At 60.6% G+C, this 24213-nt stretch carries 18 protein-coding genes; 10 read left to right on the top strand and 8 right to left on the bottom strand.

All coding sequences use genetic code 11. The features are described from left to right. Positions 1–613: 613 nt before the first annotated feature. The 8 genes from ACO08A_RS07660 to ACO08A_RS07625 form a co-directional block, all read right to left on the bottom strand. Positions 614–3979 carry a PAS-domain containing protein gene (locus ACO08A_RS07660; protein WP_422040555.1) on the bottom strand — a complete coding sequence of 1122 codons (3366 nt, stop codon included), beginning with the start codon at positions 3977–3979 and terminating at the stop codon, positions 614–616. Between the two features lie 196 nt (positions 3980–4175). Then, positions 4176–6413, bottom strand: a complete 2238-nt coding sequence (locus ACO08A_RS07655) for a PAS-domain containing protein (protein ID WP_422040554.1) — start codon at positions 6411–6413, stop codon at positions 4176–4178. Positions 6414–6806: 393 nt separating this feature from the next. After that, positions 6807–7016 (bottom strand): hypothetical protein, encoded by a 210-nt coding sequence (locus ACO08A_RS07650; protein WP_306142487.1) that lies wholly within the window; start codon positions 7014–7016, stop codon positions 6807–6809. Between the two features lie 266 nt (positions 7017–7282). Further along, positions 7283–8893 (bottom strand): NTP transferase domain-containing protein, encoded by a 1611-nt coding sequence (locus ACO08A_RS07645; RefSeq protein WP_422040553.1) that lies wholly within the window; start codon positions 8891–8893, stop codon positions 7283–7285. Then, positions 8890–9585, bottom strand: coding sequence for an XdhC family protein (locus tag ACO08A_RS07640; protein WP_422040552.1), 696 nt, complete (start codon positions 9583–9585; stop codon positions 8890–8892). Before ACO08A_RS07640 ends, ACO08A_RS07645 begins: the two co-directional genes overlap by 4 nt. 4 nt (positions 9586–9589) lie before the next feature. After that, complete coding sequence (locus tag ACO08A_RS07635) at positions 9590–10219, bottom strand: LysE family translocator (RefSeq protein WP_422040551.1); 630 nt, start codon at positions 10217–10219, stop codon at positions 9590–9592. 13 nt (positions 10220–10232) lie between these two features. Then, the gene (locus tag ACO08A_RS07630; protein WP_422040550.1) at positions 10233–10565 is read right to left on the bottom strand and encodes an XdhC family protein; all 333 of its coding nucleotides are present in this window, start codon (positions 10563–10565) and stop codon (positions 10233–10235) included. Positions 10566–10701: 136 nt separating this feature from the next. Beyond that, entirely contained in the window at positions 10702–12312 is a 1611-nt protein-coding gene (locus tag ACO08A_RS07625) for a phosphoenolpyruvate carboxykinase (protein ID WP_422040549.1), read from the bottom strand. Positions 12313–12798: 486 nt separating this feature from the next. Here ACO08A_RS07625 and ACO08A_RS07620 point away from each other — a divergent pair, with 486 nt between their 5' ends. From ACO08A_RS07620 to tsaE, 10 genes are all read left to right on the top strand, one after another. Then, the gene (locus ACO08A_RS07620; protein WP_029064229.1) at positions 12799–13497 is read left to right on the top strand and encodes a response regulator transcription factor; all 699 of its coding nucleotides are present in this window, start codon (positions 12799–12801) and stop codon (positions 13495–13497) included. 24 nt (positions 13498–13521) lie between these two features. Continuing rightward, on the top strand, positions 13522–15339 hold the full coding sequence (locus ACO08A_RS07615) for a stimulus-sensing domain-containing protein (RefSeq protein ID WP_422040548.1): 1818 nt from the start codon (positions 13522–13524) through the stop codon (positions 15337–15339). Then, positions 15336–15803 carry an HPr kinase/phosphorylase gene (locus ACO08A_RS07610; protein WP_422040547.1) on the top strand — a complete coding sequence of 156 codons (468 nt, stop codon included), beginning with the start codon at positions 15336–15338 and terminating at the stop codon, positions 15801–15803. Before ACO08A_RS07615 ends, ACO08A_RS07610 begins: the two co-directional genes overlap by 4 nt. A gap of 21 nt (positions 15804–15824) precedes the next feature. Next, positions 15825–16022 (top strand): hypothetical protein, encoded by a 198-nt coding sequence (locus ACO08A_RS07605; RefSeq protein WP_422040546.1) that lies wholly within the window; start codon positions 15825–15827, stop codon positions 16020–16022. Between the two features lie 162 nt (positions 16023–16184). Next, a complete protein-coding gene (locus tag ACO08A_RS07600) occupies positions 16185–16589 on the top strand; it encodes a PTS sugar transporter subunit IIA (RefSeq protein ID WP_319385417.1) in 405 nt (134 codons plus the stop codon). A gap of 22 nt (positions 16590–16611) precedes the next feature. After that, positions 16612–16881, top strand: coding sequence for an HPr family phosphocarrier protein (locus tag ACO08A_RS07595; RefSeq protein WP_421981054.1), 270 nt, complete (start codon positions 16612–16614; stop codon positions 16879–16881). 99 nt (positions 16882–16980) lie between these two features. Beyond that, entirely contained in the window at positions 16981–18291 is a 1311-nt protein-coding gene (locus ACO08A_RS07590; RefSeq protein WP_422040545.1) for a class I SAM-dependent methyltransferase, read from the top strand. 212 nt (positions 18292–18503) lie between these two features. Continuing rightward, the gene (gene ahcY / locus ACO08A_RS07585) at positions 18504–19892 is read left to right on the top strand and encodes an adenosylhomocysteinase (protein ID WP_422040544.1); all 1389 of its coding nucleotides are present in this window, start codon (positions 18504–18506) and stop codon (positions 19890–19892) included. A 243-nt stretch (positions 19893–20135) separates the two neighbouring features. Further along, positions 20136–22646, top strand: coding sequence for an ATP-binding protein (locus ACO08A_RS07580; protein WP_422040543.1), 2511 nt, complete (start codon positions 20136–20138; stop codon positions 22644–22646). A gap of 14 nt (positions 22647–22660) precedes the next feature. Continuing rightward, positions 22661–24187, top strand: a complete 1527-nt coding sequence (tsaE, locus tag ACO08A_RS07575) for a tRNA (adenosine(37)-N6)-threonylcarbamoyltransferase complex ATPase subunit type 1 TsaE (RefSeq protein WP_422040542.1) — start codon at positions 22661–22663, stop codon at positions 24185–24187. The last annotated feature ends 26 nt before the right edge of the window (positions 24188–24213 follow it).

The raw sequence follows: 24213 nt of genomic DNA, 5'->3' as shown, positions 1-24213 counted from the left end.
GTCATTGATCTTGTTATTCCGGCAGAAGCGCAGCAGAAGGCCGGAACCCGGTAACCACCTGTTTCTCCGTCTTCTTTCAACCTTCGGCCACATGGCGTACTTGGTCCCGGTCTTGCCGCTTACACGGCAAACCGGGATGACACATCGGGGAGGCTATTCTGTATCCCGCTTCGGCGTTTGACGGTACAAAGACGCTCTCTCAACGACACTGACACATCTCGGCGGTCATGCCATGGCTTGACCATGGCATCCATGCCGTTTCGTTTCTGAAACCTGAGACGGTGGAGAGGTCACGGCATGGATTGCAGGGTCAAGCCCTGCAATGACGATGGTTGGGGAGGCGTTGTCCCCTCGTCGCTCGCTTGCTGCCTGGGAGTACGCCTTCACCGGATCAGCGAGCACACCGGCAGACCTTGCCGCCCCCCGCGTTCTGCCACCCGTCCTCCGTCATGCCATAGCTTGACCATGGCATCCATGCCATTTCGTTGCTGAAGCCTGAGGCGGCGGAAAGATCACGGCATGGATTGCAGGGTCAGGCCCTGCAATGACGCGGGTTGGGGAGGCGTGGTCCCCTCGTCGCTCGCTTGCTGCCTGGGAGTACGCCTTCACCGGATCAGCCGGCGGCTGCGCTCTCGGCCGGACCCGGCTCCAGATACTTGAAGGCGTTTCTGCCGCTGTTCTTCACGTCGTAGAGCGCGATATCCGCGTTCTTTATGATCGCACTCACATCGTCGCAGCCGGCATAGATCGGCGAAAGCCCGACGCTCACACCAATCCTGATGGACAGATCGTTGATATTGAACGGCACCTGGAGCTTGTGCACGATGCGGCTCGCGATGATTTCGGCGACCTTCCGGTCCGAGCGGTTGAGAATAATGCCGAATTCGTCACCGCCGAGGCGGGCGACGAGGTCGGTGGACCGCACGCAGGATTTCAGCCGTTCACCGACCTGTTTCAGGAGCGAGTCTCCGGCGTCGTGGCCGTAGGTGTCGTTGACCGGCTTGAACTTGTCGAGGTCGAGAAGCATCAGAATGCTTTGCGTGTCGTCATCCAGTGCGCGCAGGGCTTCGTCCAGCGTCGCATTGAACAGCGTCCGGTTGGCCAGTCCGGTCAGGGTGTCGTGATGCGCGGCGTATTCGATCTTCTGGACGGCAAGCTCGCTGATGGTCACGTCTTCATGGGTGCCGATCCATCCGCCGCCCGGCAGTGGTGCGTGGACCGCGCTGATGAACTTGCCACCGGGATGCTTGAACTTTGATCGCACGACTTCCCCGGACGAAAGGCGGATCAGCAGGTCCCTGACATGCTCGAGCACGTCGCCGTCGAATTCGCCGCGGCGTTTTTCCGCTTCGATCAATTCGACAAGCGTAACGCCTTCGCGCACATCGCCTTCGGGCTTGTCGAAGATGTCGACATATTGCTTGTTCCAGAGCTTGAGCCGGCCATTTGCGTCGAAGACGCTCACGCCCTGGCGCATGTTGGCAAGGATGGCCTCCAGCTCCTGCGATCTCAGGCGCGCGCCCCGTTCGTTTTCCGCCAGTTGCTCTTCCAGCTTCTTCCGGTCCGTGACATCGAAGAAATTGTAGACGAAGCCTCCCGAGGGAAGCGGTGTTCCCCGGATCTCCAGAAAGGTCCCGTCGGCTGCGCCGCGAACGTAGCTGTGCGGTTTGCTGCGATCGTAGGATTGGAAAATATCCAGAGCGAGCTGCTCGGGATCGCCTTCGCCGTAGTCTCCGCGTTCCGCGTTGTATTTCAGGTAGTCGAGCAGGTGCAGTTTCTGATCGACGAAGTCCTGCGGATATCCGAGCAGCCTTGCAAATCCCGTGTTCGCCGAGCCGAGCTGGAAATTCTCGTCGTAATAGGCGAAGCCACCGGGAAAATTGTCGAAAATGGCCTGCAGCGTGTCGGCCTGTTCCTTGGTTTCAGTGATATCCGCAAGCGAAACGACAATACCGTCCAGGCCATGTTCGCCCTGGCTGTCGATCGGTTTTGCATTCACGCGAAGCCATGTCGCCCGGCCCGACGTTGCGGTCCTCAGACTTGCAACGAGATCGGTGACGGAATCGGGATCCCTGATGGCAAGGGCAAGCGGATTGTCGTCACTGATGGCGCCGAGTTCGGCGCAGGTCAGCGTGTGGTCGAGTTCTTCGATCTGCAAACCGACGAGGCGTCTGCCTTGATATCCCAGCAGCCTTTCGGCCATCGGGTTCGCCGTCTCGATTGTTCCGTCATGCGACAGCAGCAGGATGCCTTCGCTTACCGCATCGAGCGTCGTCCTCTGCACCGCTTCGGCCTGGCGAATGATGAGTTCGCGCTGTTTGCGTTCCGAGATGTCCATGAGGCTGAAAACGATCCCGCCATTCGGCAGCGGCATCGACCGCACGTCCAGAACGGTGCCGTCCGCCGTCACCCGCTCAATCTGCTCGGGCTTGCCGCTCATGAAGGGATTGAACCTGCCCTCGACGATTTCTTCGTGGTTGTCGTCTTCCTGATGTTCCTGCCGCGCGGCGTACATCATCGTTTCCTTCAGATGCGGGCGTTGCGCAAGAAAATCCCCCGGAAGCTTGAACGCGTTCTGGAAGGCATCGTTGTAGTTGGCAAGGCGCATCGTCTCGTCAAAGTGAACCATGCCGCCCGGAAAATTGTCGAAGACCGCCTTGAGCGTGTCTCCCTGGCGTTTCTTTTCCGTGATGTCCGTCAGCGACAGAACAGCGCCATCGAGGCCGAATTCATTGGCGTCGTCGATGGAAGAAACATTGATGCTGAGCCAGATACCGGCCGGCTCGTTCCGCCGCTTGACGTGAACAACCATGGCGTCGACCCTGGTCATCGTGTCGAGAACGGTCCGGACAAGGGCTTCGGGTTCGAGGTGCTGGTTGTCTTCACCGATGAAATCCAGGCCGAGATCCTGAAACCGCGCGCCTTTGATCTGCTCGACCTCAAATCCGAGAAGGTTGGCCCCGGCAGCATTGATTGTCTGAATGCGCCCGGACCTGCCGACCACCACGACACCCTCGGACAGCGTCTGCAGCGTCGCCCGCTTCAGGGCTTCGGAATAAAGGACTGTCTGCTCGTTTTCTTTCCGTGCGGTGATGTCCTGAAATGCCCCGACCAGCCGGACGACCTCGCCGTCCTCCAGTATCGGCCGGCCGACGGCGCGCACCCAGATGTCGCGGCCCTTGGCGGTGACAAACGGCACCTCCACGTCCCAGGAGACGCCGTTTTCAATTGCGTCCTGCACCGCGGAGGAAACCTTTGCGCGGCTGTCGGGCGGGTAGAAGGACAGCGCGAAGTCCACAGTCGGCGTGAAGTCAGCCGGAACTTCGTGGATCTCCTTTGTCTTCTCTGTCCAGGTCAGGATGTTGGTGCGCAGGCAGAGTTCCCATCCGCCGACGCCCGAGACAGCCGTCACTTCTTCCAGAAGGTCGCTTTCCAGGATCGCCCGCTCATGTTCGCGGGACGCCTCGCTGAGGGCAGCCTCTTTCTCGTGGCGCAACCGATGTGCCGATATCAATCCCTCGACCACCTTTCCGAGCCGGCGCAACTGGTCCAGTTGCTGTGCGCTGGGTTGTCTTGGCTCGCGATCAATGACGCAGAGTGTGCCCAGCCGGTTCGTCCCGTCGATCGAGAGCGGATAACCGGCATAGAAGCGGATATGGGGAGCGCCCGTGACCAGAGGGTTGTCCCTGAACCTTGGGTCTTCAAGCGCATCTGGGACGACAAACAATTCGTCGGACAGGATCGCATGCTGGCAGAACGACACGTCGCGGGCCGTGCCGTCAACGTCAAGTCCGCAGCGGGCCTTGAACCATTGCTCGTCTTCGCCGACCAGGGAGACAAGGGCGATCGGGCAACCGAAAATGGCGGCGATCGCATCGACGACGGCGTCGAACTCCGGCAGCCGTTCAGATCCGACGATCTGCAGCTCGTCCAGAGCTTTCAAGCGCTCCGTTTCCGCCGTTTCCAGTGTTGTGCTCATGCCGTGCTTCGCTTGTGGGGCAACACCCGGACCGATCGCCGGGTCGCTTTCAAGAGTGGGGCAACAAATGCAACAAATGATTAAGTCGACGGCGTGGCGAGGTAAATTTAACGTTAGGGCAATCTGGTTGACAACGGTTCACCGGCGCGCCGGCGGCCGAAGATCATGCCGCATCCGGCCGCTTTTCCGGGATCAATCAGGTCTCCGGCGGCAGATCGTCGAAATGCCTGAAACCGTTACGGCCTTCGTTTTTCACCGCATAAAGCGCGATATCCGCTTTCTTGAGGATCGCGTTGGCGCTTTTGTCGGTGGTTGCAATTGCGGTGATGCCGACACTTGCACTGACCTCGATCGTGTTGCCGTTGATCTCGTAGGGCTTCATGAGCGCTTCGACGATCCGTTTCGCAATCGCGCAGACCCGTTCCTGCTCTTCCGGCAGGTTCCGCGCGATGATGGCGAACTCGTCGCCGCCAAGACGGGCGACCGTATCCTTGGAGCGCACGCATTCCTTGAGGCGTGTCGCAGCCAGGCGCAGCAGGGTGTCGCCGGCATCGTGGCCATGGGTGTCGTTGACCGGCTTGAAGTGATCCAGGTCGATCATCAGGAGATCGCTGGTTTCACCGAAATGAACCGCCCGCGTGATCGCGTCTTCAAGCTTGAGATTGAAAAGTGTCCGGTTGGCCAGTCCGGTCAGCGTATCGTGATGGGCGGCATAGGTTATCTTCTCTGTCGCCATTTCCCGTGAGGTGATGTCTTCATACGTCCCGACCCAGCCGCCATCGGGCAGGGGTGTGCGAACAATGCCGATGATCTTGCCGTTGATGTGCTTGAACTTGGCCTTGACCACCTCGCCGGCGTCCAGCTGCCGGCGCAGCGTTGCATCGAACGCGACCGGGTCTTCGTTGAATTCGCCACGTTGCTTTTCGAGTTGCAGAACCTCGACCAGGCTCATGCCCCTCTTGATTTCACCATCCGACTTTCCGAACAGCTCGAGAAAATGGCGGTTCCAGAGCTTGATCCGTCCCTTGTCGTCGAACACGCTGACGCCCTGGCGCATATTGGCGATGATGGCTTCAAGTTCGTCGAGCCGGCTTCTGACAAACTTTTCCTTGTCGACGAGCATCCCCTCCATTTCCTTCCTGGCGGTGATGTCCAGGAAGCTGGAGACATTGCCGCCTCCGGGAAGCGGGGTGCCGCGGATTTCCAGAACCTTGCCTTCGCGCGTCCGGCGTTCATAGGCGTGCTGGCTGCCTGCGCCGTACCTTTCCAGGCGGTCTGCTGCGATCTCGCCCGGATCACCCGGCCCGTAGTCGCCGCGGTCGGCCAGAAACCGGATCACCTGCTGCAGGTTGGGGCGTTGCTCCAGGAAGCTGCGCGGCATGTCCAGAAGCCGCTCGAATTCCTCGTTCCAGTAGGTCAGCTGAAGCTGGCTGTTGTAGTGAACGAGACCGCCCGGGAAATTGTCGAAAAAGGCCTGCAACGTATCGGCCTGCTGCTTGTCGCTCGTGATGTCCGTTAGGGACAGAACCACGCCATCATGCGGGCTGTCAGTGCCTTGCGTCACGGGCTTGACGCCAAGCCGAAGCCACTTGTCCTTTCCGTTGACCGAACTCGTCAGCCGCACTTCCCGGTCCTGCAGGCTCTCCGGATGGCTGACCGCCAGCGAAAGCGGGTTTGCCATCGAGCCGTCGGGGGACGCGATGTCGTGAAGACCGTGCGCAAGGTCCTGGATACGGGTCTGTGCCAGCGCCACTTCTGAGCATCCGAGCAACGCCGCCGCGGCCGGGTTGAAGGACCTGATGCGCCCGGACTGATCCAGGAACAGGATGCCGTCCCGGGACGCCTCGAATGTTGTCCGGGCCAGGAATTCCGGCCGGTGAATGTCAGCCGGGGTGCCTCGGTGGTGATCGCTCTGAGCGCGCGTCAGCGCCTCGCGGAGCTCGATTTCCGTTTTCCGCGCCTTGACCAGACCCTCAACAACCCGTGCTGCATTCTTGATGTGCTCGACATCGGCGTCACTGACCGCATGTGGTTTCGTGTCCATGACGCAGATGGTTGCGATGCGGTGCTTGCCGTCGACCTTGACGGGGCAACCGAGATAGAAGCGGGCACCGAAATCGCCAGTTACGAGCGGAATGTCCTTGAACCGCGCGTCCTTGGTCGCATCCGGCACGATCACGACGTCATCGGACAGTATGGTGTGTCCGCAGAACGAGTTTTCGCGCGGGACCTCCGTGGCGCCGAGGCCGAAGGCTGCCTTGAACCAGATGTCTTCTTCGTGAACGATCGATACGACGGAGATGGGGCAGTCGAGCAGGTGAGCGACATTCGATACGACGGCATCGAATTCCGGCTGTCGTTCGGAACGAAAGATCGAAAGCCGGCGAAGGGCGTCAAGTCTTTCCGTCTCAATTTGAGCCTGCGCAAGCGCCATATTCGGCAAGGACTCCAAATCTGAAGTTGTACTGGCCACTGCCCGGGAAATAGTATCGATTTATAGTCAACATATACGCAATAAACCCAAAATTGAAATGTCGCCCGGCAAAAAAACCAAATAGTTGCATTGGCCTATCAAGAAACGGTCGGAACATAATTAATTATGACAAGGGGCTTTGCTTGTGGCTTGCCACCCTGTTTCGATGCGGACTTGCGACAAAGCCCGAATTGTTGGCGCCCGGGGGTACGAACTGTACGGTGCATTGATCGGCCCGCCAGGAAGCGGCAGGGACGGGGCGTTGGAAACGGCAACAAAAAACCCGGCGTTAAGGCCGGGTTCTGAAAGCGTGAATTTTGCCACGAACGATGTGTCCGTGGTGCGCTGGCAGTGTTACGCCGCGCGGCGGAAGGACAGGCTCATGCCACCACCCGAAGACCGGTTGCGGCGGCGCTCTTCCGGCGGAATGTAGACGATTGCGCTATGCTCGGTGCAATAGGAAACGCCTGCTTCGACGCGGTTGTTGCACGGGAACGTGTAGTTGCCTGCATCGCCTTCTGCCCATTTGCAGCAGCCCGGACGCGGAAGAGACAAGTCAGCCATTTTTATTTTCCTTTTCGTTCAAGCGACAAAAGCGCTCGAGCATCCTCGGGAGGTGAGGATCCGAACAGCTTTCGATAGATCTCGGATATTGCCAGCGCCCGGGACGATAACTGCCGTCCAACCCATCACAGGTGCCCTTCAGCAAGCGCAGGCATTACATAAGCGGCATGTCATGAAAATGCAATAGTGCAACAGGCAATTCCGGCTTGCATCCAGCGCATAGCGGGTTAACGCCCGGTTACCGGTATTTGGCGGTCGCGCACGCCTCACTGACCCTCGAACGATCCGCCCGCGTCTTTCAGGGCCTCGGGTGTATCCAGATCCAGCCGCGCGGCCGGTCCCAACTCCACTTCGGCGACGAAACCCGGGTTCTCCGCGATGATGTGTCTTGCGCCGATATCGCCGCGCAAGGTCGCCAGGTCATGGAAGAAGCGCTTGTCCCAGAGGACCGGATTGCCGCGCTTGCCGTCTGCGGTCGCAGCGACAATGAGGCCGTCGGCATTGTTGCGGTAGGTCTCGATCATGGTCTGTATATCGGCGCTGGTGATCATCGGCATGTCGCCGAGCAGAATGACCACCGCATCGGTGTCAGGGTCGAGTGCCTTCATCCCCGTTCTGATCGAGCTGGCCATGCCGTCTTCGAAATCCGGATTGAATACCGTCGTGATGCCGAGATCCGCGACTTCTGCGCTGACTTGTTCGCCAAGGTGGCCGGTCACCAGCAATGTCTGCGATGGGGCCGCCCCGATCGCGGCTTCACCGGCGTGCCTGACAAGCGATTTGCCGTTCAGCTTTGCAAGGAGCTTGTTCGGACCGCCCATCCGGGTGGACTTGCCTGCACCGAGGATCATGACCGTGATCCTGGAAGCCGGTGTCGGCCGTTTCACTTCACGCGGCTGCGGTCTGGTTCCGATTTCCATCAGCAGGCCTCCGACGCCCATGGCGGTAATGTCGTCAGGCCCTGTCTCCACATCTGCAAGCAAACGGTCGAGAACCCAATCGAAACCGTTCTCCTTCGGGCTGCGGGCACATCCCGGAGCGCCCAATACGGGCACCCCCTCAAGGTCCGCGAGCATGAGCAGATTGCCCGGATCGACCGGCATGCCCAGATGAGAGACGGTACCGCCGGCCAGGTCGACCGCCGCCGGGAGAACGTCGAGCCGGTCGACCACTGCGGACGCGCCGAACAGAATGAGGAAATCGGCACCTGCCGACACATGTGATGCCATCGCTTCGGCGACGGACGCTTCATCGTGCGGCACGCGGGCTTCCGCCAGGATGGTGCTTCCGCTCACGCGCAGCCGGTCTTCCAGAACACGGCGCGTCTTGTCCATCGTCTTGGTCTTGAGATGCGGCAGGCACGTTGCGACAAGTCCGACTTTGCGCGGCCTGAACGCGGCGACCCGAACGGCCCCTCGAACCGCGTCCTGCGCGCGCTGCAGGTCTGAGTGAGAAACGGCGAACGAGATGATCTTCGCCGTTGCGATCATGCGGTCCGCCATCACCTTGGAATGGTTCGGCAGGGTCGCGAAGGTGATGGCAGGGTCGATCCGGTTCGCCGCTTTCACCGCATCCGTGTCGACAACGAGGATACCGGCCGTGTCGGCGTAAAGGTTCATGCGGCCGGTGAAGGCGGTGTCTTCGCCGACGGCCGTTCCCCTGGCTGCGTGTCCAAGGCGCCGGGCGGCTTCGTCCTCTTCGACATCACCGGGCTCAAGGCGTGCTGCGACAAGAGCTGTGAGGCCGTGACGCAGAAGATCGCGGCAATCCTCGGCGGTCAGCACATGCCCTTTCTTCAGGACGCGGTCCGGAAGGTTTGTCTTGTGCGCGAGAATGCAGCCGGCAGCCTGGTCCAGCGGCACGGGACCGAACTTCATGTGCCGGGCTCCGGCGGCTTGCGCAGGGCCTTGATGATCGACCCGAGCACCGCGACCGCGATTTCTTCGGGAGACGCCGCGCCGATGTCCAGTCCGATCGGAGCATCGATCCGGCTGAACAGGTCCGGATCGACGCCGGCATCGGTGAACCGTTCCAGCCGCTTGCCGTGGGTTTTGCGGCTGCCGAGCGCACCCACGTAGAAGCAATCCGAGCGCAGTGCCTCGATGAGGGGGAAGTCGTCGATCTTCGGGTCGTGGGTAACCGCGGCAACAGCCGTGAAAGCGTCCAGAGGCGTCTCCTCCAGCACATCCTGCGGCCATTCGGCCTTGAGCGTGCTGCCCGGAAACCGGTCTTCCGTGGCAAAGGCCGTGCGCGGATCGATCACCGTTACGTCAAGCCCCGCACGTTCGGCCATGGGCACAAGCGCCTGGCTGATGTGAACGGCCCCGATGAGGACAAGCCTGGGTGCGGGAACCGAGACGGTCAGAAAGACATCGCCGGTTTCGGTCTCGACCGTTCCGGATTTTCCGGAGCGGAACCGCTTGTCGAATTCCGGCGCCAGCGGTTCTGACGCATAGTCATCGGTCTTTCGGACCAGCGCTTGCGATCCGTCCTTCAGGTGCGTGACGAGAATGGCCGCGCGGCGCGCGGACCGTTCCGTGTTCAGGTCTTCAAGCAGCAGGCGGTCCATGATGCTAGGCCCGGTCCGTTGCCAGCCTGACGCCGAGGCCCACCAGGAGCGATCCGCCGATCCAGCGCGTGAATTTCTGGAACCTGGAGGTCCGGCCCAGGCGTTTTTTGACTTCGGAGGCAAAGAGCACCGTCATGACATCGGCCGACGCGAAAGCGAAGTTGACGATGGTTCCCAGGACCAGGAACTGAATCCAGATCGGCAGGCTGGCCTCGGGACTGACGAATTGCGGCAGGAAGGCAATGAAGAAAATGGCGGCCTTCGGGTTGAGCACTTCGACAAGAATGCTGTCCAGGAACGCCCTGCGGACCGATTTCTGCGGCAGATCCGGCACCGGCCCGCTGTTCATGGGGGTGCGGATCATCTGGATACCGAGAAAAATCAGGTAAAGGCCGCCGGCCACCTTGAGCGCGAAATAGAGCGTCGGCACAACGGTAAAGATGGCCGACAGGCCGAAAGCGGCTGCGAAGACGTGCGCATAACACCCGACATGGATGCCGGCGGCCGCCATGAAACCGGCGTGCCGGCCGCGTGAGATCGTCTGTGCCGCGGTATAGAGCACGGCGGGGCCGGGCATGTAGGCGAAAAGAGCCGTGGCAGCGAGAAAGGCAAGGAAGGTTTCGATCGTCGGCAAGGGTTCGTCTCAATCAGTTGACGGGTTCGACATAAACGCGAATGCGGCCGCCGCAGGACAGCCCGACGCGCCACGCGGTCTCATCGGCAACACCGAATTCCAGAGTGGTCGGCCGCCCGGTTTCGATCACGTCGACCGCTTCGGCCACAACGGCTCCCTCGACGCAGCCGCCGGAGACCGAGCCTTCGAAATTGCCGTCCGCGTCGATCACCAGATGTGAGCCGGTCGGCCGGGGCGCCGACCCCCAGGTCTCGATGACGGTCGCAAGCGCGACCTGGCGGCCGGACTTGCTCCAGTCTTCAGCCGTTTGAAGCACATCCGCGATAGGCAGGTTGTCGTTGGTCATGAGTCTTCCGCTGTTGGAAAATGCCCGGGTCGGTTCCCTGAATATAGACCTTTCCAATGCAGATGAAAGCCGTCCTAAAGCACAAGCGGCACCCGGATGACGGGTGCCGCTCGGTTGTCCTCATGGATTGGAACGTCTATTCGGCTGCCGACCGGAGCGCCGGGGCTGCGTTCAGCACGGTTCCGTCGACATGACCTTCGAAGGATTCGAAATTGTCGACGAACATCTGCACCAGCTTGGCCGCCTGGACATCGTAGGCCGCCGTGTCGTCCCAGGTCTCGCGGGGGGTCAGGATGCTGGCATCGACACCCTCCACCGCGACCGGGACCTCGAAGCCGAAATTCGGGTCCGTCCGGAACTCGGCGCCTTTCAGTTCGCCGGAAAGCGCGGCTTGCAGCAATGCGCGTGTCGCCTTGATCGGCATGCGGTGTCCGGTGCCGTAAGCGCCGCCGGTCCAGCCGGTATTCACCAGCCAGCAATCCACGTTGTGCTCGGCGATCAGCTTTTTCAGAAGGTTGCCGTATTCGGACGGGTGGCGCGGCAGGAACGGGGCGCCGAAGCACGTCGAGAAGGTGGCCTGGGGTTCGGTGACGCCCTTCTCGGTACCGGCCACCTTGGCGGTGTAACCGGACAGGAAGTGGTACATGGCCTGTGCGGGCGTCAGGCGGGCCAGCGGTGGCATGACGCCGAACGCGTCGGCCGTCAGCATGATGATCGTGCGCGGCACTGGGGCGCAGCCGGTTTCGCTCGCGTTGGAGATGAAATGGATCGGATAGGCCGCGCGGGTGTTTTCCGTCTTCGACCCGTCGTCGAAATCCGGAACCCGGTTGTCATTCAGAACGACATTTTCCAGAACCGTTCCGAACCGCTGCGTCGTGGAGTAGATTTCCGGCTCTGCTTCGGCGGACAGTTTGATGGTTTTGGCATAGCAGCCGCCTTCGAAATTGAAGACGCCGTTTTCGCTCCAGCCATGCTCGTCGTCGCCGATCAGCGTACGTGCCGGATCCGCGGAAAGCGTGGTCTTGCCGGTGCCGGACAATCCGAAAAACACCGCGGTATCGCCCTTGTCGCCGACATTGGCGGAACAGTGCATCGACATGAGCCCCTTGGCCGGCAGCAGGTGGTTCAGCATCGTGAAGACGGATTTCTTCATCTCGCCCGCATAGGACGTGCCGCCGATCAGGACGATTTTGCGTGTCAGGTCACAGGCGATCACCGTTTCGGTCCTGCAACCGTGACGGTCCGGATCCGCCTTGAAGCTCGGCAAATCGACGATCGTCATCTCGGGAACGAAGCTCGCCAGTTCCGCCGTCTCGGGGCGCAACAGCAGATTGCGGATGAACAGGGAATGCCAAGCATATTCGGTGTAGACCCGCACGGGCAGCCGATGCGCCTTGTCGGCACCGCCGAACAGGTCCTGCGCGTAGAGGTCCAGTCCCTCCGCATGTGCGAGGAAATCCGACATCAGCGTGTCGAATTGCGCTTTCGACATTTGCGCGTTGTTGTCCCACCAGACCGTGTCCCGCGTTTCGTCGTCGAGCACCACGAACTTGTCCTTCGGGGAGCGGCCGGTATGGACCCCGGTTTCGGCTACGAGAGCGCCTCCGGCTGCAAGCCGGGTTTCGCCGCGCTTGAGGGAATGCTCGTAAAGGGCAGGTTCGCTCTGGTTCCAATAGACCGCGTTCAGACCTTTGAATCCGAACGTTTCGCTGCCATTGGAAGGATTCCTGACGCCTGTTTCCTGCATTTTACCGCCGTCCTCGTGAGGTCATTCTATCTGCCGGGACAAATGAAAACGCTGTGACCGGCCATGAGGGCTGCGAAACTAGTGGAAGGATATTTGAGCAGCAAGACTACTAAAGGTGCTATGTCTTTGTTTAATCGATTAAAATACTGCACAAAAAAAACGATGATTAATTTGATGGGCGAAGTAATAAACGAAACCTTCGGAATATTCGTTTTATATCGCGAAGCGAAAATTTTCGCGCCGGAATCGCGCGTATCTGTTAACCTTGCGCGCACCCGGCAGCAATGATTTTGGTTTGGTGACCCTTTGGGGCGCATGACCTGTATAATTCGGTGAAATCCCGGGAATGCCTGGGTTGCCCGGCAAGTCTTCGGTCCGCCGGAAAATATTGTTTGCCTTAATTTATGCGCATTTAGCAGGCCAAAGGCTGTATGTTACAGTAAAAGCGAAGCGCCTTTTGTGCTGACCGGATTGGAAAATTGAAGCATGCCGACGATTGCTCTGGTCGATGACGACCGCAACATCTTGACTTCGGTGTCAATTGCTCTGGAAACGGAAGGATATCGCGTCCAGACCTACACGGACGGGACATCTGCCCTGGACGGCTTGCAGAGCGACCCGCCGCAGTTGGCAATTTTCGATATCAAGATGCCGCGTATGGACGGGATGGAGCTCCTGCGCCGGCTGCGCCAGAACTCGGACCTGCCGGTTATTTTTCTGACATCCAAGGATGACGAGATCGACGAACTATTCGGGCTCAAAATGGGTGCGGACGATTTCATCCGGAAGCCGTTTTCGCAGCGACTTCTGGTCGAGCGTGTCCGCGCGGTCCTGCGCCGCGCGCAGCCCAAGGACGCAAGCGCGCCGAGGGAAGATGCCGACAAGCTGCTCGAACGCGGCCAACTGGTCATGGACCAGGAGCGCCACACCTGCACCTGGAACAACAAGCCTGTAACGCTGACGGTCACCGAGTTTTTGATCCTGTCGGCGCTTGCGCAGCGTCCGGGTGTCGTCAAGAGCCGGAACGCGCTGATGGATGCGGCATACGACGACCAGGTTTATGTTGACGACAGGACGATCGACAGTCACATCAAGCGCCTTCGGAAAAAGTTCAAGGTGGTTGACGACGACTTCGACATGATCGAAACACTCTATGGCGTAGGGTACCGTTTCCGGGAAGTCTGAAACAGCCATTGAGACAAGGCGTGGATGGCGGTTGAAAGCGAGAGTGCTGAGAATATTGTCCAGCCTGATCCGTCCAGCGGATCGGATCGCTCGCGCTTGCGCCGTCTCGGCAACAAGCGCATCCGCCGGCGGCTGTTCAGCCAGATAGGCCGTATCTTCGGCACCTATGTCCTGTCCTCGCTGACGCGCAGGATCATCGCGATCAATCTTGTCGGCTTGCTCGCGCTCGTGATCGGCATCCTCTATCTGAACCAGTTCCGTGCTGGCCTGATCGATGCACGGGTGCAGAGCCTCCTGACCCAGGGGGAGATCATCGCGGGAGCGATCGCCGCCTCCGCGACGGTGGACACCGGCGCCATCACCGTTGATCCGGAGCGCTTGCTGCAACTGCAGGCGGGCGAAAGCATAACCCCGACGGTCGACGATCTGGACAGCCTTGATTTTCCGATAAATCCGGAACGGGTCGGCCCGGTCCTGCGGCGTCTGATCTCGCCCACCAAGACGCGGGCGCGCATCTACGATCCCGAGGGCATTCTCATTCTCGATTCGCGGCATCTGTATTCGAGTGCCCAGATCCTCCGCTTCGATCTGCCGCCGCCGACCGCCGAGGAGACGGGGTTCTGGGACTCCGCCTGGCAATGGACCAAGCGCTGGCTCAGCCAGGGCGATCTGCCTCTTTACCAGGAAGTCGGGGGCGGCGACGGCCGTGCTTATCCGGAAGTGGAAGCTGCGCTTGCCGGCTCACCCGCCAGTGTGACCCGGATCTCCCCGCGCGGTGAACTGATCGTGTCCGTCGCCGTGCCGATCCAGCGCTTCAGGGCGGTGCTCGGGGCGCTGCTTCTGTCGACACAGGGTGGCGACATCGACGCCATCGTGCGGGCCGAAAGAATAGCGATCATCCGCGTCTTCCTGTTTGCGGCGACCGTGACGATCCTGCTGTCGATCCTGCTTGCCGGTGCCATCGCCGGACCCGTGCGGCGTCTGGCCGCCGCCGCCGATCGGGTGCGCCGCGGATCCAATTCGCGCGAAGAGATCCCGGACTTTTCCGACCGGCAGGACGAGATCGGCCACCTGGCGCGCGCGTTCAGGGAAATGACCAACGCGCTCTACAACAAGATCGACGCGATCGAGAAATTTGCGGCCGACGTGGCGCACGAGCTCAAGAACCCCCTGACGTCGCTCCGAAGCGCGGTGGAGACACTGCCGCTCGCAAAGACCAAGGCCTCGCAGGACCGGCTCATGGAAGTGATCCAGCACGACGTGCGCCGCCTCGATCGCCTGATCAGCGACATTTCGGATGCATCCCGCCTGGACGCCGAACTCGCACGCATTCAGTCCGAAACCATCGACATTGCCGAGTTGCTGCGCAACATGGCCGATGCGGTGAACCAGCGGACGGGACCGGAGGAAACAAAGGTCAAGTTGACCGTCGCCGATGCACCCGGCCAGAAACCCTATCAGGTGCAGGGGCACGATATCCGGCTCGGCCAGGTGATCAGCAATCTTCTCGACAACGCGCGCTCGTTCTCGCCGGAAGACGGAACGGTCCGCATCGACCTTGCGCGCGAAGGGCGCAGTATCCGGATCACGGTTGACGATGACGGACCGGGTATCCGGGCGGAAAACACGGAGCGCATTTTCGAACGGTTCTACACGGACCGGCCAGACGGCGAAGGCTTCGGCAACAACTCCGGCCTTGGCCTGTCGATCTCGAGACAGATCATCGAGGCACATGGCGGATCGATCTCCGCAACCAACCGCAAGGAGATGGACGGCGACGGCGAAGCGGAGATCGTCGGAGCCCGGTTCACGATCTACCTGCCTGCCGGGTCGGGTAAGTGAGCGCACAAACGGTCCACGCCAATTGCCTTGTTGTCGGCACGCGCGGGATCCTGGTTCGAGGCCGGTCCGGCAGCGGCAAGTCGGAACTGACCGACCTTCTCATCGAAGCGGCCGGTGTCAAGGGCAATCTGGGCGTCCTGGTTGCCGATGACCGTGTGTACCTGTCTTCCCTTGACGGACAGCTTGTGGCCCGTGCTCCGGAAACGATCTCGGGCCTCATGGAAGTCCGCGGCAGGGGAGTGGTGAAAATGCTCTCCATGGCTGCGGCGAAGATCGATCTGCTGGTCGACCTGAAGCCGGAGGGCGCGATCGAGCGGCATCCGGACAGCGCTCTCGGGTGTGAAAAAATGGACGGCGTCCCGGTCCCGGTTTGCATCTGTCAGGAGAACCGGCCTCTGGAAAGCACGCGGCTGATCCGCTGGAGCCTGAGGGAGCTTTTCCCGGCATCGCCGGATTACATTTAACGTTATGGTACGGACCCATAAATGAAGCAGATCTGGCGACAGAAATGGCAAAATCTCGCGAGGAAGCGTGCGCAGAGCGGGCTTTTTGCCCGTTCAAGCGCGGTGACGCTGCGAGGTAAAGCCATTTTGCCGTCCTTCGGATTTGGCCGTTTTGGCCATCTGCCGCGTCGCGAAAGGCTTGAAAATGAACACATTTCCTGCGCTTCCGCTCCTCACTGATGGCCAAAACGATCCAAACCAAATTGGCTTCATTTATGGGTCCGCACCCTAGGCTCGCGTTTTTTGCTTGCAACTGGTTAACCGGTTGAAGAGAGTGCATCAGACTGATAGAGCCGTGGTCCGCCCAGGGCATATGCAAACGATAGTCAGGCTGAAGACCGAATGATCGGACTAGTACTTGTTACGCACGGACGTCTCGCTGAAGAATTCAAGGCGGCGCTGGAGCATGTTGTCGGTCCCCAGGAACAGGTCGAGACCATTTCCATAGGCCCGGATGACGACATGGAGCAGAGGCGGCAGGATATCCTGTCGGCCGTCGAGGCCGCCAATTCCGGGGACGGTGTTGTGCTTCTCACGGACATGTTCGGCGGAACGCCGTCGAACCTCGCGATTTCCGTCATGGACAGCAAGTCTGTCGAGGTGGTCGCCGGGGTCAATCTGCCCATGCTGATCAAGCTGGCCAGCGTGCGTGCGGACAGGGAATTGGCCGATGCCGTCGACGAGGCCCGCCAGGCCGGTCAAAAGTACATTTCAGTAGCGAGCCAGGTGCTGTCGGGACAGAACTGAAGCGAATAGGACAGCATTGGACTTGATTGAAAAAGATCTGACCATCGTCAACCGCCGCGGCCTCCACGCGCGCGCCTCAGCCAAACTGGTCAAACTTGTCGAAACATTCGAAGCCGACGTGCATGTATCGAAGGACGGCCAGACCGTCGGCGGCACTTCGATCATGGGGCTGATGATGCTCGCTGCCAGCCCGGGGTGCTGCATAAGGGTGTGCGTCAGCGGCAGCGATGCCGAGGTCGCTCTCGCCGCGATTTCCGAACTTGTCGAAAGCGGATTTGGCGAGACGGACTGATATTGGAAGCTCGTGCCGTTGTATCGGTCCGTCCGGTTCCGCCAGATGCGGTCCGGCGTTTCGGACCAGAACGGCGCACCGCATCTTTGAAGGACTATCATGGCAAGCCAATCCGGTGACCGTACCCTTGCCGCAGCCCGAGCTGCGCTCAGCCATATACACGAGGCGCTGGACCTGGAATTCGGCTTCGAGCTCTGGGACGGCAGCCGGATCCCGGAAAACATGGAAGCGGAGGGTCTGCGGATCGCCGTGGCACCGGCAGCGCTGACTAAGCTGCTGCGCAGCCCGCGCATCAAGACCGTCGTCGATCTTTATTCGACGGGCGAAATCGACCCGCGCGGCGGAACGATCTTCGAGTTCGCGGAAAAGCGCCCGAAGCTGAAAAGCCGGGAGCTGCGCAAACGGCTGAACAAGTTTCTGCTCATGAAAAACGCGGCATCGCTGTTCCTGGGAGCGGGCAAGTCTGCGGCGCAGGAACAGGAAGACGGCCTGGACGCGGGAGCGGCTGCGGACCGGGGAACGGGCAGCCGCAAGGACGACATCGCGTTCCACTACGACGTCTCTAACGAGTTCTACAGGCTCTTCCTCGACCCGGAGATGGTCTATACCTGCGCCTATTTCAGGGACTGGTCGAACGATCTGGCAACCGCCCAGAAAGACAAGCTGGACATGATCTGCCGCAAGCTGCGCCTGAAGCCCGGTGACCGCATGCTCGACATCGGCTGCGGCTGGGGGGCGCTCATCTGTCATGCCGCCCAGCACTATGGCGTCACGGCTGTCGGTGTGACCCTGGCCGAGGAACAGCTCAAGCTTGCGCGCGAACGGATCGAGGCACGCGGGCTGCAGGACAAGGTGTCCGTGGAACTGATCGATTACCGGGACATGAAGGGCCAGCAGTTCGACAAGATCTCCTCGATCGGCATGTTCGAGGCCGTCGGCCTGGACAATTACGACAACTACTTCCAGAGCGTCCACCGTCTGTTGAAGCCGCGCGGGATCTATCTGCATCACGCCATTACCCGGCGCGGCAAGAAGGATCTCAGGAAGTTTCGCCGCAAGAAACCCGAATACCAGGCGCTCGTCCGCTACATATTCCCGGGAGGCGAGGTCGACCATATCGGCTGGACCCTCACCAATCTGGAGGCGCACGGCTTCGAAGTGCACGATGTCGAAGCCTGGCGCGAACATTACGCGCGCACGACCCGGCTGTGGGCGGAAAACCTGATGGCGGTCAGGGAGGCCGCGATCGCGGATATCGGCGAACAGAAATACCGGCTCTGGCTGGCCTATCTGTGCGGGGTTTCGCTCGGTTTCGAACGCGGCTCGATCGGCATTTTCCAGACGGTGGCGTCGCGCAGAACCAAGGGGCCGTCCGGCCTGCCGCCGTCCCGCGAAGACCTCTACAGATAGCCGTTCACCTTTCTGACAAATGATATAAAGAATTCTTTATATCTTTATTGCATGAAGTCCTTCCGGGCGCTATAACCGCCTCCAACGGCTTCCGGCGCGCTCCGGAAACCGGCTTGCGGCTGCCGTTTCGATCGATCCTCGCGATTGACGGGAAAACGGGCTGCGTTCACCAGGCCGGCGCAATCAGCTGGATTCAATTGCAGGACATATTCATGACCGACTACATCGTCAAAGACATCGGGCTCGCAGACTGGGGCCGCACCGAAATCGAGATCGCCGAACACGAAATGCCGGGCCTCATGGCCTGCCGCGAGGAATTCGGCGATGCCAAGCCCCTGAAGGGCGCCCGTATTGCAGGGTCTCTTCACATGACCATTCAGACGGCTGTTCTGATCGAAACGCTGGTGACGCTGGGCGCGGAGGTCCGTTGGGCCTCCTGCAACATCTTCTCCACGCAGGACCAGGCTGCCGCCGCGATCGCCGCTGCCGGCATCCCGGTGTTCGCCGTCAAGGGCGAGACGCTGGAGGAATACTGGGACTACGCCGACAAGATCTTCGATTTCGCCGACGGCGCCAACATGATCCTCGACGATGGCGGCGATGCCACGCTCTATATCCTCATGGGAGCACGGGTCGAGGCAGGCGAAACCGGCCTGATCGAAAACCCGCAGTCCGAGGAAGAGGAATGCCTCTTCGCCCAGATCAAGAAACGCATGGCATCGCATCCGGGCTGGTTCACCAAACAGCGTGACCTCATCCAGGGCGTTTCCGAAGAAACCACGACCGGTGTTCTGCGTCTTTACGAAATGCAGAAGAGCGGTCAGCTGCCGTTCCCGGCCATCAACGTCAATGACAGCGTCACCAAGTCCAAGTTCGACAACCGCTACGGCTGCCGCGAGTCCCTCGTCGACGGCATCCGCCGCGGCACGGATGTCATGATGTCCGGCAAGGTCGCTGTTGTCTGCGGGTATGGTGATGTCGGCAAGGGCTCCGCACAGTCGCTGGCCGGTTCCGGCGCCCGCGTGATCGTGACGGAAATCGATCCGATCTGTGCGCTCCAGGCGTCCATGGACGGTTACGAGGTGAAGACCATCGAGCAGGCACTGCCCGAAGGCGACATCTATGTGACCGCGACAGGCAACAAGGACATCATCACCCTTGACCACATGCGTGGCATGAAGGACATGGCGATCGTTTGCAACATCGGCCACTTCGACAACGAGATCCAGGTTGCCGCTTTGAAGAACTTCAAGTGGCGTCCGGTGAAGGATCAGGTCGACATGGTCGAGTTCCCGGATGGCAAGCGCATGATCCTGCTGTCGCAGGGCCGTCTTGTGAACCTCGGCAACGCCACCGGCCACCCGAGCTTCGTCATGTCTGCAAGCTTCACGAACCAGGTTCTGGCCCAGATCGAGCTCTACACCAAGGGCGATCAGTACCAGAACGAGGTCTATGTTCTTCCGAAGCATCTCGACGAAAAAGTCGCGCGCCTTCACCTCGAGAAACTCGGCGTCACGTTAACTGAATTGACTGACAACCAATCCGATTATCTGGGGATTAATAAGGCCGGTCCGTTCAAGTCAGAGCACTACAAATACTGATTTGCGAAATCACGGCTACTACATGTGGTAATCGCCGCGATTCGACCATGTGAACAAAAAAATGCAGAACCCTTCAAATTGAAGGGTTCTGTTAACTTTTCGGTTACGGACTCTTCTGCGTGATTCTCAAAAAGGTTATGGTTGAAACGAATCAGAGGCCAGGAGGCAAATGTCTCTGATTTGCTCCCATAAACCGGGGGCTGCACCCGCACAGCGGGAAAGGCGGCGTAAGGGGATCAGGAAATGCCGAAAGGCAGCAGGGACGACGTGCACAGGGGCACGCCGTGGCGAGATCGGAGTCTGAAATCTGTTAAGCTCGGCAGCACGGCGCTTGCCGGCTACGGCCTCATGACGGCGCCGGTTTCCGCTGACATGCTCGCCAACACCTCCGCCGCCATCAATCCGGGCGCCATGATCCTTGTCGGCGCCGTCGGCGGCATGTGCGCCTTTGCCGTAACGGCGGCAATCTCTCTCATCCGGCATCGCAAGCAATCTGCTCAAATCACCGCAGCGCTCGAGAAGGAAAAAGCGGATCTCAAGTTCCGTGTCGACCGTCTGGAGGCCATGCTGAACACGGACGAGCAGCGCGTGATCGTCTGGACGGGCAACGGGGCCGTTCCGCAGATCTGGGGTGTGCTTCCCGAAAAATCCGGTGTCCCGCGGCCGCCGGCACAGCTTCTGGCCTTCGGCAGCTGGCTCACTGCGAAATGCGCGGGCGACCTTGAGCGCCATCTCGACATGCTGTTTCGCGCAGGCGAGGCCTTCACCGCCACGTTGAAGACCCGCACCGGCACGTATGTTGAGGCGCTGGGGCGCACGACCGGAGGCGCCGTGGTTCTCAGACTGCGTGACCTGACCGGCGAACGGCAGATGCAGGCTGAACTGGCCGCGCGCAATGCCAAGATTTCCGGCGAGTTGCACATGCTGCACGCTTTGCTGGATGCCATGCCAGCACCGGCCTGGCAACGGGATTCGGAAGGCAAACTGAGCTGGGCGAACGCGGCCTATGCGGAAGCGGTTGAAATGCCGGATGCCGAAAGGGCGGTGAAGGACGGCGTCACGTTCCTGGATGCCGCAGCCCGGACCGCGATGGCGGTCCAGCGTACGGAAGACGGTTGTTTCAGCGCGCGTATCCCGATCGTTGCCTCGGGCGCGCGGCGGGTGTTCGAGGTCACGGATGTCAATGCGAGTGTCGGCGGCGCCGGCATTGCCGTGGACATCAGCGAACTTGAACAGGCGCGCAAGGAGCTGGGCCGCGCCGAAGACTATCACGGCCGAACCCTGGATCAGCTTGCCGCCGCGGTCGCGATTTTCGGCAGCGATCGCAAGCTGCAGTTTTACAACGCCGCCTTCCGTCAGTTGTGGGACCTGGACGACGCCTTTCTGGAAAGCAAGCCCGAGGACGGCACCGTGCTCGATTCGCTGCGCGCGTCACGCAAGCTGCCGGAGCAGGCCGATTACCGCGTCTGGCGCACCAAGATGCTCGAGAGCTATCAGTCGCTCGAGGCGCGCGAAAGCTGGTGGCACCTGCCCGACGGGCGCACGTTGCGCGTCATCGCCAACCCGCACCCGCAAGGCGGCGTGACCTATATCTACGAGAACTTTACCGAACGGCTCGACCTGGAAAGCAAGTACAACGCGTTGACGCGTGTGCAGGGTGAAACACTGGACAACTTGTCCGAGGCCGTCGCCGTGTTCGGCTCCGACGGCAAGTTGAGGCTCTGGAATCCCGCATTCGGGCGGATCTGGCAGATCGATGAAAACCGGCTCGCCGAATTGCCCCATGTCAACGAAGTCGTCTCCGCCTGCACGCTCAGCGAACCGGAAGAGCAGGCCTGGCAGCAGCTTGCCGGAAACGTCACCGGCCTGCTGGACAACCGGACCCACAAGGTCAGCCGCCTGGAGCGTCACAACGGCGACGTTCTCGACTATGCCACCGTCCCCCTGCCGGATGGAGGCACGCTCGTCACCTTTGTGGATGTCACCGACAGTGTGAATGTCGAGCGCGCGCTTCTGGAGAAGAACGAGGCCCTGCAGCAGGCCGACCAGATCAAGAACGCCTTCATCCAGCACGTTTCCTACGAACTCCGCTCGCCGCTGACCAACATCATCGGCTTTGCGCAGCTTCTCTCCGATCCGAAATTCGGCGACCTGAGCGAGAAGCAGGGCGAATATGCCGAATACATCCAGTCGTCCTCGTCCGCCCTGCTGGCGATCATCAACGACATTCTCGATCTGGCAACGCTTGACGCGGGCATCATGGAACTCGATCTCGGCGAGGTCGATGTCGCCTCCACCGTGTCGGCCGCCGTCGAGGGGCTCAAGGACAGGATCGCGGAAGCGCAGATCACCTTGCGGATGGACGTGCCGGAAAACATCGGTGTGATCGTTGCCGACGAGAAACGCCTCCGCCAGGTCCTGTTCAACCTGATCGCCAACGCGGTCCGGTATTCGGAAGAAAACGGGGTGGTCGATGTCAGCTGCAACCGCGACGAGGAATCGGTCACCTTCGTGGTGCAGGACCATGGCTACGGCATTCCGGCCGAGGTGCTGACACAGGTGTTCAACCGGTTTGTCGGCCACGACACGGGCAGCCGCCGGCAGGGCGCGGGGCTTGGCCTTGCGATCGTGAAGAGCTTTGTCGAATTGCATGGCGGCAGCGTTGACATTCAGTCGGCGGAAGGCAAGGGAACGACGGTCACCTGCGTGTTTCCGTCCCAGCCCGAACTGGCAGACCAGGTCGCCGCCGAATAGCAACAGGACGGCCAATGGCAGAGCATCGGCTGCGGGAGCTTCCTGCGTCAATTCTCAGACTGGAGACGAAGGACGAGGCCGAAACGCGCCTGCTTGCCGAAGATGTCGCCATGATCCTGAAGGCAGGCGACGTCGTCTGCCTCTCCGGTGATCTGGGAGCGGGAAAGTCCACGTTTGCCCGAGCCTTGATCAGGGCGCTTGCCGATGACGAACTCCTGGAAGTGCCCAGCCCGACATTCACGCTCGTCCAGTCCTATGAGTTGCCGAGGTTCGACCTTGCACATCTTGATCTCTACCGCCTCGAGGAGCCGGAGGAGATCGAAGAACTCGGACTTGCCGATCTGCTTCAGACGGGTGCGGCGCTGATAGAATGGCCGGAAATGGCGTCTGAATTCCTGCCGCAGGACGCTTTGTGGGTTCAGATCAGCCAGCCGGACGCGGACGCCGGGCGGCGGCAGTTCGATTTTTATTCCTCTCGCGAGGTCTGGCGGGATCGGATCGCGCGGACGCGGGACACGCGCAGCTTTCTCCGGATGGCGGGTTTCGGCAATGCCGGGCGCCGGTTCCTGGCAGGCGATGCCTCCTTGCGGACGTTTGAAAGCATTGCGGACGCGGATGGGAAACGGGTTCTGATGCAATGGCCGTTTCGCGAGGGCGGCGTTCCGGAAAACGTGCGCGCCTACATGAAGGCCGTTCATCTGGCTGAAGACTGCCGTTCGGTCCTGGCGATCGGCATGGAGTTGCGCGAACGGGGCCTCAGAGCGCCGGCGACGATTGCCGCCGATCCGGAAAAAGGGCTTGTCCTCCTGGAAGACCTCGGACGGGAGACGATTGTCGCCGACGGAAAGCCCGATCCTGAGCGCTACGAGGTTGCCGTCGATGTTCTCGCGACCATGCACAGCCAGACTTGGCCCGATGCCGTGGATTTACCGGAGGGCGGCAGGTACGCGCTGCAACCCTATTCGGACGGTGCGCTGATTGCCGAGGCTTCGCTTTTTCTCGACTGGTACGTCCCGGAAACAGGCAAGGTTTCCGTCGATGCAGCGTTGCGGAAAGATTTCGAAGCGCTCTGGCAGGAGGCCCTGAATGGCATTGCCGATGCGCAAAGAGGTTGGGTGCTGCGCGACTTCCATTCTCCGAACCTGCTCTGGCAGCAAGGCGCAGAGGGAACGGACCGCATCGGGCTGATCGACCTGCAGGATACGGTGATCGGACCGGTCGCCTACGATGTTGCCTCGCTCCTGCTCGATGCACGCACCGACATCGGCGTCGAACTGGAAACGCGTCTTTACGATGCCTATGTCAGGCAGATGGAAACGCTTTTGCCAGGCTTCGACAGGCAAGGCTTTTCTCGGGCATATTCAGTGATGGCTGCACAACGCATCACCAAGATCCTCGGGATCTTCGTGAGGTTGGCACGGCGGGATGGCAAGCCATCATATTTGAGCCATCTGCCGCGTATGCTAGGCTATCTGGACCGGGTGTTCGAGCGTCCGGGCATGTCGGAACTGAAAGACTGGTATGGGCAATTCCGGCACTGAGGGATCGCAGAATGGCCGGAGCAATC

Origin of the sequence: Roseibium sp., assembly GCF_965232425.1 — a bacterium.
Taxonomy (GTDB): domain Bacteria; phylum Pseudomonadota; class Alphaproteobacteria; order Rhizobiales; family Stappiaceae; genus Roseibium.
Note: the sequence above shows the minus strand (reverse complement) of the source record. Positions and strands in the feature narration are given on the sequence as shown.